Consider the following 13,052-nt stretch of genomic DNA (forward strand, 5'->3'; position numbering starts at 1 on the left):
AGCGTCTGGGCCAGCAGCGTCTTGCCCGAGCCGGTCGGCCCGATCAGCATGATGTTCGACTTGGCCAGTTCGACGTCGTTGTTCTTCGTCGCGTGGTTCAGGCGCTTGTAGTGGTTGTGGACGGCGACGCTCAGCACCTTCTTGGCGTGGCTCTGGCCGATCACATAGTCGTCCAGGACGTCGCGGATCTCCTTGGGCGTCGGAACGCCGTCCTTGGTCGTCTTGAACGCGATCTTGTGCTCTTCGCGGATGATATCCATGCACAGTTCGACGCATTCATCGCAGATGAATACGGTCGGCCCGGCGATGAGCTTGCGCACCTCATGCTGGCTCTTGCCGCAGAAGGAGCAATACAGGGTGCTCTTGGCGTCTGTGCCGGCTGCTTTGGTCATCGACCCTTCTCACTCCCGCAATTCCGCCCCAGATGAGGTGGAACGCGCTTCCCCCGCGTTGATTCCATGACTTTGGACGCGAAGGTCTTCAAAAAATGACAATCACCCATCAAGGCGTTCGCCACAACCCCGAGTTTGGGGATCGCGGTCAGGTGAACGGTCGAAACTGGATGGGGATCACGGCGAATGTCTGACATGGGAAGAAAAGGCGCGGTTCGCCAGCCCCCGACGCCCTCTGCGGCCGCCGGAACGCCGGTCGTGGCGTTCGATTTCGACGGCACGCTGACGATTCGCGACAGCTTCACCGCCTTTCTGCGCTGGCGCGCCGGGCCTGGCGGCTGGGCGCTGGGACTGGTGAAGATGGCGCCGGCGCTGGCCGCCTATGCGCGCGATCGCGACCGGGGCCGGATCAAGGCCGCCTCGGTGAAGGAGTTTCTGGGCGGCGTGGAGCGGACGACGCTGGAGGCCGACGCCGAACGCTTTGCAGAACAGGCGTGGAGCGGTTTCATGCGCCCCGACGCTCTGGCCTGCTGGGAGGAATGGGGCCGGAAGGGCGCGCACCGCGTCATCGTCACCGCCAGCCCGGAAACCACCGTCGCCCCCTTCGCCCGTCGCCTGGGCGCGGAGGCCCTGTTGGGGACGCATCTGGTGTTCGATGGTCACGATCGTGTCACCGGCGCCTTCGCCGGCCCCAACTGCCGGGGCGAGGAGAAGGTGCGACGTCTGCGCGCGGCCTATGGCGATGACCTGCATCTAACGGCCGCCTATGGCGACACATCCGGCGACACCGAGATGATCGCCATCGCCGGGGAAAAGGGCTTCCGCGTCTTCCACGGGCGGCCCTGAGGGGTCAGTGGCCTTCGGCGTCCACGTCGAAGACCACGGCCTTGCCGCGCGAGGCGGGATCCCAGCCTGCCTCAATGGCCGCTGCGACGGCGTTGCGGACGTGATCAAGGTTGACCAGTTGCCGCTCCACGTCCGGCCGACCGTTGGGCCGCACCGGCGGCGGAAACTGAACGATGGCCTCGCGCTTGAATTCCACGTGGCGCAGGGTGATCGCGATCCCTTCCCAGCGCCCGCCGCTGGTTGGTCTGGGCTGGCGGCGCAGGTCCCATTGATAGGTCTCGCCCTCGACCTCGATGGTCCCGCTGTTGTCACGCGTCTTCATGACGGCCTGATAGCACAAAGTCCGTCAGCGCAAAGAAAGAGGCGGAATCCGTCGCCGGATTCCGCCTCTCGAATACGTTCGAACTGACGCCGATCAGAGCGTCTTGACGCCGTCCTCGTCGGCCTGCGTGCGCTTGTCATAGACGTGGTCGACGATGCCCCAGGCCTTGGCTTCTTCCGCGGTCATGAAGTGGTCGCGGTCCAGGGTGCGCTCGACTTCCTCATAGGTCCGGCCGGTGTGGTGGACATAGATTTCGTTCAGGCGGCGCTTGGTGGCGATGATGTCCTCGGCGTGACGCTCGATGTCCGAGGCCGTGCCTCGGAAGCCGCCCGACGGCTGGTGCACCATGACGCGGGCGTTCGGAAGGGCGATCCGCTGGCCCGCCTCACCCGCCGTCAGGATCAGCGAACCGGCCGAGGCGGCCATGCCCATGACCACGGTCGAGACCGGCGACTTGATGTATTGCATGGTGTCGTAGATCGCGAGCGCCGAGGTCACCTGACCGCCGGGGCTGTTGATGTACATGCTGATTTCCTTCTTCGGGTTTTCCGATTCCAGGAACAGCAGCTGGGCGCAGATCAGCGACGCCATGCCGTCCTCGAACGGACCGGTCAGGAAGATGATCCGCTCGCGCAGCAGGCGCGAGAAGATGTCGAAGGCCCGCTCGCCACGGCTGGATTGCTCCACCACCATGGGGACGAGGTTCATGTTCATATATTCGATCGGATCGCGCATTCAGGCCTTCTCGGATGCTGATGGCGCGCGACTCAGCGTTCGCGCGCCCTGACCCTACGATATCGCGTCAGCGGGGCCTTGGCGCAAGGCGGGGACCCGAAAAGCAAAATCCCCGCTCCGGCGACCGGAGCGGGGATTGGCTTGAACCCTGGGGGTCAAAGACGGGGATCAGCCCTCGTCTTCTTCCTTCAGCAGCTCTTCCTTGGTGATCGGCGTGTCCTTGACCGTGGCGATGCCGACGATCAGGTCGACGACCTTTTCCTCATAGATCGGCGCGCGCAGCTGGGCGGCGGCGTTCGGGTTCTGGCGATAGAAGTCCAGCACCATACGCTCCTGGCCCGGGTAGTTGCGGGCTTCGGCCATGATGGCGTTCGACAGTTCCTGATCCGTCACGCCGACGTTGTTGGCGCGGCCGATCTCGGCGAGCACCAGACCCAGGCGCACGCGGCGCTCGGCGATCTTGCGGTACTCTTCCTTGAGCTTCTTCTCGGACTTCTTGGCGTCCTCTTCCGGCAGGCGACCGGCTTCCTTGTCGGCCGAGACCTGGCCCCAGATGCCTTCGAACTCGGCGTCCACCATCTTGGGCGGCAGGTCGAAGCTGTGGGCCGTGTCCAGTTGGTCCAGCAGGGCGCGCTTCAGCTTGAAGCGGGCCGCGCCGGCGTATTGCTGGTTCAGGTTGCCCGTCAGGATTTCCTTGAGCTTGTCCAGCGACTCCAGACCTAGCTTCTTGGCCAGTTCGTCGTCGATGGCGGCTTCGACCGGGGCCTTGATCGCCTTGACCTTGACCTCGAAGGTCGCGGCCTTACCGGCCAGGTGCGCGGCCTGATACTCGGCGGGGAAGGTCACTTCGACCAGCTTGTCCTCGCCGACCTTGGCGCCCTTAAGCTGCTCTTCGAAGCCGGGGATGAAGCGGTTCGAACCGATCACCAGTTCGGCGTCCTCGGCCGAACCGCCTTCGAAGGCTTCACCGTCGATCTTGCCGATGAAATCGATGACCAGCTGGTCGCCCTCGGCGGCCTTGACGGTCTTGCCCTTCTTGTCCTCGAACGACTGGACCTGACCGGCCAGTTCCTTGAGCGCTTCGTCCAGATCGGCGTCCGACGCTTCATAGGTCGGGCGGTCCAGCTTCAGCGTCTTGGGATCGACCGGGGTGAATTCCGGCATGATCTCCAGCGACATTTCGTAGGCCAGGTCTTCCGAACCGGCGATGACCTTGTCCATGTCGGACGTCAGCTTCATCTCGGCCGGGGCGGCCGGACGGATCTTGGCGTCTTCCAGCGCCTTCTGGCTGGTTTCGTTCAGGGTCGCGTTGACGATCTCGCCCATCAGATCGCGGCCGAACGTCTTCTTGACGTAGGAGGTCGGCACCTTGCCCGGACGGAAGCCCTTGAGCTTCATCTGGGGGGCGACTTCCTTGATCTTGGCGTCGAGCTTCACGTTCAGCTCGGCGACGGGGATGGTCACCGCGATCACGCGGCTGAGGCCTTCGTTCGACTTTTCGACGACTTGCATGGACGGAATTCTGACGCTCTGGGGCGAGCCGGAAGGCAGGCGCGCGCGGGATTGAATAAGCAAGAAGGGCCGCCCCTTGCGGGAGCGGCGCCTCGGAGCCCGCCCTTATGTCGAGAAGGGCCCGAAAGGTCAACGCAGGCGACGGTTTCGCGACCGGCCCGCGCTCGCTATGTGATCAGCATGAGCCAGCCTGCCTCCCCCATCGGCGTCTTCGTCAGCCCCGTCACCCCCTTGCAGCAGAACTGCACCGTGGTGTGGTGCACCGCGACCAAGAAGGCCGCGGTTATTGATCCCGGCGATTCCGTGGACGCCATCCTGGCCGAGATCACGCGGCGCGGCCTGACGCTGGACGCCATCTGGATCACTCACGGCCATCTGGATCATGCGGGCGGCGCGGCCGAGATGAAGGAGAAATCGGGCGTCGATATCGTCGGCCCCCAGGTCGAGGACCAGTTCTGGATCGACCTGATTCCCGAACAGGGCCGCAAATACGGCCTGCCCAATGCCCGCACCTTCGCCACCGACCGCTGGCTGGATCAGGGCGACACGGTGACGCTGGGCGAAACGACGTGGGAGGTGTTCCACTGCCCCGGTCACACGCCCGGCCATGTCGTCTTCTTCAACCGCGCGGCGCGCTTCGCCCAGGTCGGCGACGTTCTGTTCCAGGGGTCGATCGGCCGCACCGATTTTCCGCGCAGCGATCATCAGGCGCTGCTGACGGCGATCACGACCAGGCTGTGGCCGCTGGGCGACGACGTAACCTTTGTGCCGGGCCATGGTCCGGCCTCGACTTTCGGGGCTGAGCGGCGGACGAATCCCTTCGTCTCGGATCAGGCGATGAGCCGCGCGCCCGTCGCCGGCCCCGCCAGCGGGCCATCGTGATTCCCTAGCGGGCGATCAGCAGGCCCATCAGAATACCGACGCCGACGGCATAAAGCGTGGCCTTGCGCGGCGATTCGCGTATCGAATCGCGAGTAAGCTGCGCGCGCTCCCGGGCCCATGCGCGCCCGGCCTCGGCGTCCGATCGCAGCGACTGGCGGATCGACGGCGCATGACCCTCTGTCCGCCCTTGGCGTAACAGGGCGTCCGCTTGACGACCCAGATCGCGCGACGGCGAATCCAGCGAGTCGTCGATATCCAGGGGATCGGTCTGTGCGGCGTAGGTCTCGGACATGGTCGTCTCCGGCTGTGGGGATGGTGTCGGGACATGAACCACCGCCTTTCGGCGCGGTTCCGCCCGCTGACGCGCGCCTGTCCGCATCGTGATCGAACGTCGCGGCGCCCCGTGCGTTGGCTGGGGGAAGGAGACGCCCCATGACCTATATCGAACCCACTCCCTCCGGCGCCCCCGGGCCCGAGATCGAGCCGCCGCAGACGCCGGATCCGGATGTTGCGCCGGACCAGACCCCGCCCGAGATGCCGCCGCTGGAGCCGGGCGGTGGCGGCCCCGGGGATTCCCGCCCTCACGACGGGATTTGACGTCATGTCCCGCCCTCCCCGGACATTACGCGGAAATGTCACGCCACCCGGAACCTCACAGGACTCAACGGGTTCACCTCAACAAGCGCCACCGACAGCGAGAAAGGACCCTCAAATGGCCGAAGGTCAGCCCACCAGAGCGTCGGGTGTCTCCAAACGGGGCTTCGCCTCCATGGACCCCGAGCGTCAACGCGAAATCGCCCGCAAGGGCGGCGCCAGCGTGCCCAGCGAAAAGCGCAGCTTCTCGCAGGATCGCAGTCTGGCCGCCCAGGCCGGCCGCAAGGGCGGCGAGGCATCCCACGGTTCGCGAAAGACCGAGCCGGGCTCGCAGCCCCCGCCCGCGCGCTAGCCTCTATTTCCTCCTCGGGTTTACTCGGGCGACGCGACTTCGGTCCCGTCGCCCGTTTTTTTGGCTCGCTTGCCCGGGATCAGGCCCGCAGCAGGGCCAGAGCTACGGATGGCGCGGGCCCCCTTTCGAAAGCGCCCACGCGCCAGCCGGCCGCATCGGCCATGGCGCGGACCGAGGTCTCGGTGAATTTGCGAGAGCTTTCAGTGTGCAACGTCTCGCCCGTGGCAAAGCGGAACGACTGGCCGGCCAGCGTCACCGTCGTCGGTCGCGTCGCGACCAGATGCATCTCCATCCGCGACTGGTCCGCATTCCACACAGCGCGATGCTCAAAGGCGTCCAGATCGAAGTCGGCGCCCAGTTCGCGATTGGCCCGCACCAGCAGGTTCATGTTGAACGCCGCCGTCACGCCCTCCGCGTCATCATAGGCGGTCACCAGAGTCGCGGCGTCCTTGACCAGATCGACCCCCAGGATGAAGAGCGCGCCCTCGTCCAGCAGATGCCGGGCCGAGGCCAGGAATTCGATCGCCTCGGCCGGAGTCAGGTTGCCGATAGTCGAACCCGGGAAGAAGCCGACCCGTCGCCCCTGCCCGATGTCGTCCGGCAGGTGGTCCAGATGCAGGAAGTCGCCCACCAGCGGCGTCACCTTCAGCCGCGGATAGGTTTGACCGATCCGCACCGCCGCCTCGCCCAGCGCGTCGGGGCTGATGTCGATCGGCACATAGGCGGCCAGGTCGTGCGCGGCGTCTAGCAGGATGCGTGTCTTCTCGCTGGCGCCCGAACCGAACTCGACCAGGGTCGCATCCGGCCCGAACGCCTGGGCGAGGGTCGGGGCCAGGCGCCGCAGCAGCGCCGCCTCCTGCCGCGTCGGATAGTATTCCGGCAGGCGGGTGATGTCCTCGAACAGGCGCGAGCCTTCGGCGTCATAAAACCATTTGGGCGAGATGGTCTTGGGCGTCGCCGACAGGCCCTGGACCAGATCGCGCCGGAAGCGGGCGACCTCGGCATCGTCGGTCACCGCAACTGCGCCTTCGGACGAAATCAGCTCCATGCCAGTCGCACCCCCGCGAACGCCCACCGCTGATGCGGATAGTAGAAGTTGCGATAGCTGATCCGGTCATGCCCCTCGGGCGTGGCAAAGCTGCCGCCCCGCAGCACCATCTGGTTGGCCATGAATTTTCCGTTGTATTCACCCGCCGCGCCGGTCAGGGGCCGAAAGCCCGGATAGGGCGCATAGGCGCTGGCGGTCCATTGCCACGCCTCGCCGAATAAACGGGTAAAGGCGTCCGGCGCAGTGCGGGTGGCGTGCTCCCATTCCGCCTCGGTCGGCAGGCGCGCACCCGACCAACGGGCGAAGGCGTCAGCCTCGTAAAAGCTGACATGGCGCACGGGCGCCGCCGGATCGACCGGCGCCCGCCCCGTCAGACCGAACCGCGTCCAGCCGTCGCCTTCCGCCCTCCAGTACAGGGGGGCGCGCCAATCGTCTGCCTGCACCCGCGCCCAGCCATCCGACAGCCACAGTTCGGGACGTTGATAGCCGCCATCCTCGATGAAGCGGATCCAGTCGCGGTTACACACCAGATCGCGCGCCAGACGGAAAGGCTCCAGCCAGACCCTGTGGCCGGGGCGCTCATTGTCAAAGGCGAAGTCGTCACCACTGGCGCCGATACTCGCCAGCACGCTGTCGAAGGCCTGAACGCCGTCTGCGCCCGTCTCTGCAGGGCCGTAGCGGGGCTCGACCGCATAGGCGGCGGGCTCCAGCGGGGACAATGCGAACAGCGACAGAAGGTCCATCAGGAACAGCTCCTGATGTTGCTGGTCGTGGTGCAGGCCCAGTTCGATCAGGCCGGTCGTCGCCTCATCCAGTCCGCCCGCGTCCAGCAGCCGGATCATGCGCGCGTCGATCTCGCAGCGATAGGCCAGGCATTCGTCCAGCGAGGGGCGGGTCATCAGCCCCCGCGCCTCACGCGCTACCCGCTGTCCCAGACTGTCGTAGTAGGAGTTGAACAGGGTCTGCAAACGGTCATCCACGGGCGCGTAGTTGGGTTGCCTGGCCAGAACCATCGCCTCGAAGAACCAGCTTGTGTGCGCCAGATGCCATTTGCCAGGGCTGGCGTCCGGCATGGCCTGTGCCGCCAGATCCTCGGGCGAAAGACCTTGGGCCAGAGCAGGCATGGAACCTCGAACCCGGCGATACCTATCGCTTAGAGCGGCGTTATCCTGTTCCCGCCAGGCGGTTTCGGACGGGAGGGATCGGGCGCCGACAAAAGACTGCATGCAGGGAAAAGCTCCTTTTCCGGCAACGCTTTGCAGGACTGCAGGTTCCGGAAATTCGCTGTCCGGGATGGCGGAACGGACCCCCGGAGCCCGCGTTTCGAAAACGCACGGGCGTGGCGTCGCCCCCACCCATCTCAAGGCTTTCCGTCGACATGACAGACGCCGGTGCGTCCTCGGCCAACGACCAGTCTCCTGCGAAGGGCGCCCCGTGCGTGGCGACAGGAATTGTCGGGTCAGCCCATTGGCGCGAGGCTGTCCTGCCCCAGATTCCATCGCTGCGAGCCTTCGCCTGGTCGCTATGCCGCAACAGTTCGGACGCCGATGACCTGGTCCAGGACACGCTGACCAAGGCCTGGACCCACCGCAACCGGTTCGAGCCGGGCAGCAACCTTCGCGCCTGGCTGTTCACCATCCTGCGCAACACCTGGTATAGCGCCGTGGTCAAGCGACGGCGCGAGGTGGCGGACGAGGACGGCCATCACGCCGCCGGCCTGACCACCGAGGCCAGTCAGGACTGGACGATGGCGCTGGGTTCGCTGCGCACCGCCCTGAACCAGCTACCGCCCGAGCACCGCGAGGCCATCGTTCTGGTCGGCGCCGCCGGCCTGTCCTACGAAGAGGCGGCCCAGATCGCCGGCTGCGCCGTCGGCACGATCAAGAGCCGGGTCAATCGCGCGCGGAACCGCCTGGCCCTGTTGCTGGACGTTGATCGCGATCAGGGCGTCTGATCGTCGGCGTCGCCCGGCTCGTCCGTGATCAACCGCTCCACATGATCGATCAGCGATGACGGGATGGGCTCGACCTGCCGCCGATCCCACGCAGCCTTCATCAGGGCATCGACATCCCCCGCGCCGTCCGTGTCTGCGGCGTCATCGGTCTTCGGTTTTTCAGAACCCATTCGCGTCCCCCGACTCGCGCAGGCTACGTCAGGCTTTGCTGTCGCCTCAAGGCGTTTCACAGTTTCGAGGCTGGCGGAACATTCGGAAAGACGGGCGGTTTTTTTCACGCCCCCACCAAGGAGAGACCGCCATGAACAATCCGTTCCGCCCCCGCCCCCCGAACGAGCACGATCCACAGCGCGCTACAGATTCGAGTGCAGACGCGCACCGCGATGACTGGTTTCACCTCCGCCCCCGCACTGATGCCCACCATACGCCGGCCGCCAATCATATCGTCGGCGATATCACCAACGGCGGCGAAGGTCGCAAACACAGGGACAAGGACCTGATCTGACGCCCACGAGACCAAGACGGCCCCGGCGCGAACCGGGGCCGATTTTCTGTCAGGCGCGACGCCCGCCGTGCTTGCCGTATTCCAAGCGGGCGATGGTGCGGTTGTGAACCTCGTCCGGCCCGTCGGCGATACGCAGGGTGCGGACCGTGGCGTACATCTCGGCCAGCGGGGTGTCGCCGGACACGCCGGCCCCGCCGAACGCCTGGATGGCGTCGTCGATGATCTGCAGCGCCATGCGCGGCGCCGCGACCTTGATCTGGGCGATCTCGGACTTGGCGGTCTTGGCCCCGACCTCGTCCATCATCCAGGCGGCCTTGAGGACCAGCAGGCGGCACATTTCGATATTGGTGCGGGCGTCGGCGACGCGCTGCTCCCACACCGAATGCTCGGCCAGGGTCTTGCGGAAGGCGGTGCGGCTCAGCAGCCGCTCGCACATCAGTTCCAGTGCCCGCTCGGCCGCCCCGATCACGCGCATGCAGTGGTGAATGCGGCCCGGCCCCAGACGGCCCTGGGCGATCTCGAAGCCTCGCCCCTCGCCCGCGATCAGGTTCTCGACCGGGACGCGGACGTTCTCCAGCGCCACCTCGGCGTGACCGATCGGAACCTCGTCATAACCGAACACCGACAGCATCCGCTCGACACGGACGCCCGGCGTATCCAGCGGCACAAGGATCTGGCTCTGCTGGGTGTGGACCGAGGCGTCGGGGTCCGTCTTGCCCATGACGATGGCCACCTTGACGTTCGGGTGGGCCATGTTGGTTGACCACCATTTGCGGCCGTTGATGACATAGTGATCGCCGTCACGGCGGATGCTGGTCTCGATATTGGTCGCGTCCGAGGACGCCACGCCCGGCTCGGTCATCAGGAAGGCCGATCGGATTTCACCCGCCATCAGCGGCTTCAGCCAGCGGTCCTGCTGTGCGGCGTCGCCGTACATGTGCAGGACTTCCATATTGCCGGTGTCAGGCGCGTTGCAGTTGAACACCTCGGCCGCCCAAAGGGCCCGGCCCATCAGTTCGGCCAGCGGCGCGTATTCCAGATTGGTCAGGCCCGCGCCGTGTTCGCCCGGCAGGAACATGTTCCACAGGCCCGCCTCGCGCGCCTCGGCCTTTAGCGCCTCCATGGTCGGCGGCTGGACCTTGGGGTTCGCCCGGACCTCGGCCCAGTAGTCGGCCGAGCGCGGCAGCACCCGCTCGTCCATGAAACGGCGCACGCGCTCGCGCCAGTGTTCGCCCCGTTCGCTGGGTCGGAAATCCATCGCCTTGTCCCTTAGAAAGCAAAACGGCGCGGCCCCACAGAGGCCGCGCCGCGAAACGTCAGACTGTCATCCTCGGGCGCATCAGCCCTTCAGCAGCGGGGCCAGCTTTTGCGCCAGCATCATGTCGCCGTCGATCTTCAGCTTGCCTTGCATGAAGGCCATCATCGGGTCCAGGCGACCTTCGGCCAGGGCGATGAAGTCGTCCCAGGCCAGCTTGATGGTGGCGTCGGCGGGCTTGTCCTCGTTGGTCACGGTGTTCGGCACCGAGGCGCCGTCGATGTAGATCTTGCCCGTGTCGCCCAAGTCCAGCTTGAGCGTCTTGCCCAGGCCCGAGTTGTCGCCCACGGCGGCGCGAATTTTATCGGTGACGGATGCCAGATCGGCCATGTGCGTCTCTCCCAGACGAAGTTGATCCGTTGGCCTAACCCGCCCGCCGGGCGGCGCCAAGATCACGCAAGGGAAAGAGCCGCGGCTTATTCGCCGCGATCAGATACGGAAGGCCGCTTCCAGCCGCCCCATCTGGCTGAGCACCGGATTGATCTGGGTCTCGACCGGCGCGTCCAGATACATTCGGCGATCCAGATACAGCACCCGGTCATGCAGCTTTTCCGCGCGGACCAGATATTCGACCAGGGCGATCGGCAGATCCGGATGGCTGGGCGTCGCCTCAGGGGTGCGGGCCTTCAGGCGATAGCGCGGCTCGCACGCGGCCTCTGGCTCCATGTCGCCTTCGCGCACGGCGCGCTGGACCAGCAACCACGACGCGATCTGCATCAGACGGGTCGTCAGCTTCATGCTCTCGGCCGCATAGGCCAGGGCCGTGGCGCGCGACAGCAGCTTGGATTCACGACGGCCGTCCCCATCCAGATAGGCGGCGGTCTCCTCGACCAGCTCCATGCCTTCGGAAAAAGTGCGGTCGAACAGTTCGGATCGCGCGAAGTCACGCACGACCATGGGGCGCGACCGGCCAGGCGCCGTCGGGTCGAGCAGATCGTCGCTGGCCATCATCATATCGGGCGTCATCATGAAAAGGCGCGCGGCTCCAGGTCGCTGGCGGCGCGAAATGGCGCCGTCGCCATCTGCGGTGCAACCGTCATGCCACGGATCATGCCACAGCTCATGATCGGAAACTGAACAGGGCGTCCGCCGCGTCCTTGCGCGAACGCTTGGACTCTATGGCGGCGCGGGCGCGGGCGATCTCGGCGTCCAGTTGCTGGATGCGGTCCTCCAGATCCTCGACCGAGAAGACATCCAGATCCTCGCGCGCGGCGGCGATCAGCGAGGCGCCGCGGGCCAGCCGGGGTTCGGATTCGTCAAACGTCATCAGCCCCTCCTTGGCCACGGCCCGGCAGAACCTTATCAGAAGCCCCGAACGCTGGCGATGGCAGGCGACGGAGACGGACGAATGCGCGTTATCGAAATCGAGGGCGGCGCCGGCCCTGCCCAGGCCCTGAAACTGACTGAAAGGCCCGATCCGGCGCCCGGTCCGGGACAGGTCGTGATCCGTGTGGCCGCCGCAGGGGTGAACCGTCCCGATCTGGTGCAGCGCGAGGGGAAATATCCGCCGCCGCCGGGCGCGCCGGATATTCTGGGGCTGGAGGTGGCGGGCCGGATCGCCGCCGTTGGCGATGACGTTACGCGCTGGACCGTGGGCGACCGGGTCTGCGCCCTGCTGGGCGGCGGGGGCTATGCCGAGCTGGCCGTGGTCGATGCGCGCCATGTGCTGCCGGTGCCGGACAGTCTGAGCGATGTCGAGGCGGCGGCCCTGCCCGAGACGATCTTCACCGTCTTCACCAATGTGTTCGAGGCGGGCGGGCTGAAGGCCGGCGAGACCCTGCTGATCCACGGCGCCACCAGCGGGATCGGCGTCACGGCGATCCAGATGGCCAAGGCGGCGGGCGCCCGCGTCATCGCCACTTCGCGCGGGGCGACCAAGGCCCAGGCGGCAAAGGCCCTGGGCGCCGCTATCAGCCTGGACGCGACCACCGACGACCTGGACGAAGCGATCAAGGCCGCGGGCGGGGCCGATGTGGTGCTGGACATGGTCGGCGCCGCCTACGCCGATCTGAACCAGCGGGCGCTGAAGGCGGGCGGGCGATGGGTGGTTATCGCCACCCTGACCGGGGCGCGGGCCGAGATCGACCTGGCGCGGCTGATGCTGAAACGGATCGTGCTGACCGGATCGACCCTGCGGTCACGCCCGGCGGATGAAAAGGCGCGGCTGGCGGCGGCGGTCGAGGCGACCGTCTGGCCCTGGGTCGCATCCGGGGCCGTGCGCCCGCGTGTCGAGGCGACCTTCCCGCTGGATCAGGCCGCCCTCGCCCACCTCCGGCTGGAGGCGGGCGAGCACGTCGGCAAGATCGTCCTGACGGTCGATCAGTAGCGGCCGCCGCGGCGCACCGGGCGCAGCGACGAGATACGGTCGTTCAGGCCGAACTGGCTGACGCTGGCCACATCGCCGTCGATGATCTGGCAGCGCCCGCGATAGAAGGAGTGCTCGCAGACCTCCCAGACGCCGCGCAGGCGGATGGAGCTGACGACATCGTTGAAACCGGACGGGCTCAGGCTTTCGACTTCGCCGTCAAAGGTCCGCGAGTCGCCCCGGAACTGGGAGTCGCGATAGACGGTGATGGACTGACGGCCCCAGCCGCC

General features: G+C 66.4%; 20 protein-coding genes. 7 read left to right on the forward strand and 13 right to left on the reverse strand.

Translation table 11 applies throughout. The features are described 5' to 3' along the window. Nucleotides 1-392: ClpX C4-type zinc finger protein (locus EON91_RS12275; RefSeq protein WP_292095170.1), on the reverse strand; the 392-nt coding region annotated here is incomplete at its 3' end. 186 nt (nt 393-578) lie between these two features. Here EON91_RS12275 and EON91_RS12280 point away from each other — a divergent pair. After that, a complete protein-coding gene (locus EON91_RS12280) occupies nt 579-1,238 on the forward strand; it encodes an HAD-IB family hydrolase (RefSeq protein ID WP_292095173.1) in 660 nt (219 codons plus the stop codon). A 4-nt stretch (nt 1,239-1,242) separates the two neighbouring features. Here EON91_RS12280 and EON91_RS12285 read toward each other — a convergent pair whose 3' ends face one another. From EON91_RS12285 to tig, 3 genes are all read right to left on the reverse strand, one after another. After that, nucleotides 1,243-1,560: a hypothetical protein gene (locus EON91_RS12285; protein WP_292095175.1), complete on the reverse strand. Its 318-nt coding sequence runs from the start codon at nt 1,558-1,560 to the stop codon at nt 1,243-1,245. A 93-nt stretch (nt 1,561-1,653) separates the two neighbouring features. Further along, the gene (locus EON91_RS12290) at nt 1,654-2,295 is read right to left on the reverse strand and encodes an ATP-dependent Clp protease proteolytic subunit (protein ID WP_292095178.1); all 642 of its coding nucleotides are present in this window, start codon (nt 2,293-2,295) and stop codon (nt 1,654-1,656) included. Nucleotides 2,296-2,463: 168 nt separating this feature from the next. Further along, the gene (gene tig / locus EON91_RS12295; RefSeq protein WP_292095180.1) at nt 2,464-3,807 is read right to left on the reverse strand and encodes a trigger factor; all 1,344 of its coding nucleotides are present in this window, start codon (nt 3,805-3,807) and stop codon (nt 2,464-2,466) included. 180 nt (nt 3,808-3,987) lie between these two features. Between tig and EON91_RS12300 the strand changes: the two genes are divergently transcribed. Then, nucleotides 3,988-4,689 (forward strand): MBL fold metallo-hydrolase, encoded by a 702-nt coding sequence (locus EON91_RS12300; RefSeq protein ID WP_292095182.1) that lies wholly within the window; start codon nt 3,988-3,990, stop codon nt 4,687-4,689. Nucleotides 4,690-4,693: 4 nt separating this feature from the next. Here the strand turns inward: EON91_RS12300 and EON91_RS12305 are convergent, their stop codons facing one another. Then, the gene (locus tag EON91_RS12305; protein ID WP_292095185.1) at nt 4,694-4,981 is read right to left on the reverse strand and encodes a DUF883 C-terminal domain-containing protein; all 288 of its coding nucleotides are present in this window, start codon (nt 4,979-4,981) and stop codon (nt 4,694-4,696) included. A 140-nt stretch (nt 4,982-5,121) separates the two neighbouring features. On the opposite strand from EON91_RS12305, the gene EON91_RS12310 reads away from it, so the two are divergent. Further along, nucleotides 5,122-5,286 carry a hypothetical protein gene (locus EON91_RS12310; protein WP_292095187.1) on the forward strand — a complete coding sequence of 55 codons (165 nt, stop codon included), beginning with the start codon at nt 5,122-5,124 and terminating at the stop codon, nt 5,284-5,286. A 115-nt stretch (nt 5,287-5,401) separates the two neighbouring features. Beyond that, nucleotides 5,402-5,635: a general stress protein gene (locus EON91_RS12315; RefSeq protein ID WP_292095190.1), complete on the forward strand. Its 234-nt coding sequence runs from the start codon at nt 5,402-5,404 to the stop codon at nt 5,633-5,635. Between the two features lie 79 nt (nt 5,636-5,714). Here EON91_RS12315 and egtD read toward each other — a convergent pair whose 3' ends face one another. Together egtD and egtB are read right to left on the reverse strand one after the other, a co-directional pair. Next, nucleotides 5,715-6,650, reverse strand: a complete 936-nt coding sequence (gene egtD / locus EON91_RS12320; protein WP_292095191.1) for an L-histidine N(alpha)-methyltransferase — start codon at nt 6,648-6,650, stop codon at nt 5,715-5,717. Nucleotides 6,651-6,673: 23 nt separating this feature from the next. Next, nucleotides 6,674-7,807: an ergothioneine biosynthesis protein EgtB gene (gene egtB / locus EON91_RS12325; protein WP_292095193.1), complete on the reverse strand. Its 1,134-nt coding sequence runs from the start codon at nt 7,805-7,807 to the stop codon at nt 6,674-6,676. Nucleotides 7,808-8,121: 314 nt separating this feature from the next. Here egtB and EON91_RS12330 point away from each other — a divergent pair, with 314 nt between their 5' ends. After that, a complete protein-coding gene (locus tag EON91_RS12330) occupies nt 8,122-8,637 on the forward strand; it encodes a sigma-70 family RNA polymerase sigma factor (RefSeq protein WP_292095194.1) in 516 nt (171 codons plus the stop codon). Here the strand turns inward: EON91_RS12330 and EON91_RS12335 are convergent. After that, nucleotides 8,625-8,807 carry a hypothetical protein gene (locus EON91_RS12335; RefSeq protein ID WP_292095197.1) on the reverse strand — a complete coding sequence of 61 codons (183 nt, stop codon included), beginning with the start codon at nt 8,805-8,807 and terminating at the stop codon, nt 8,625-8,627. The two genes, EON91_RS12330 and EON91_RS12335, sit on opposite strands and share 13 nt — an antisense overlap. Before the next feature lie 131 nt (nt 8,808-8,938). Here EON91_RS12335 and EON91_RS12340 point away from each other — a divergent pair, with 131 nt between their 5' ends. Then, a complete protein-coding gene (locus EON91_RS12340; protein ID WP_292095199.1) occupies nt 8,939-9,142 on the forward strand; it encodes a hypothetical protein in 204 nt (67 codons plus the stop codon). A 49-nt stretch (nt 9,143-9,191) separates the two neighbouring features. Here the strand turns inward: EON91_RS12340 and EON91_RS12345 are convergent, their stop codons facing one another. The 4 genes from EON91_RS12345 to EON91_RS12360 form a co-directional block, all read right to left on the reverse strand. Further along, nucleotides 9,192-10,400 carry an acyl-CoA dehydrogenase family protein gene (locus tag EON91_RS12345; protein ID WP_292095203.1) on the reverse strand — a complete coding sequence of 403 codons (1,209 nt, stop codon included), beginning with the start codon at nt 10,398-10,400 and terminating at the stop codon, nt 9,192-9,194. Nucleotides 10,401-10,481: 81 nt separating this feature from the next. Further along, nucleotides 10,482-10,787 (reverse strand): SCP2 sterol-binding domain-containing protein, encoded by a 306-nt coding sequence (locus EON91_RS12350; protein WP_292095205.1) that lies wholly within the window; start codon nt 10,785-10,787, stop codon nt 10,482-10,484. 99 nt (nt 10,788-10,886) lie between these two features. Then, on the reverse strand, nt 10,887-11,405 hold the full coding sequence (locus EON91_RS12355; RefSeq protein WP_292095215.1) for a DUF1465 family protein: 519 nt from the start codon (nt 11,403-11,405) through the stop codon (nt 10,887-10,889). A 112-nt stretch (nt 11,406-11,517) separates the two neighbouring features. Continuing rightward, entirely contained in the window at nt 11,518-11,724 is a 207-nt protein-coding gene (locus tag EON91_RS12360; RefSeq protein WP_292095207.1) for a DUF1192 family protein, read from the reverse strand. A gap of 81 nt (nt 11,725-11,805) precedes the next feature. Between EON91_RS12360 and EON91_RS12365 the strand changes: the two genes are divergently transcribed. Beyond that, entirely contained in the window at nt 11,806-12,783 is a 978-nt protein-coding gene (locus EON91_RS12365) for an NAD(P)H-quinone oxidoreductase (RefSeq protein ID WP_292095209.1), read from the forward strand. Here the strand turns inward: EON91_RS12365 and EON91_RS12370 are convergent. Next, a partial coding sequence (locus EON91_RS12370) for a beta/gamma crystallin-related protein (protein WP_292095213.1) occupies nt 12,777-13,052 on the reverse strand: 276 nt, incomplete at its 5' end. The two genes, EON91_RS12365 and EON91_RS12370, sit on opposite strands and share 7 nt — an antisense overlap.

It is taken from the genome of Brevundimonas sp. (assembly GCF_004210735.1).
Lineage (GTDB): Bacteria > Pseudomonadota > Alphaproteobacteria > Caulobacterales > Caulobacteraceae > Brevundimonas.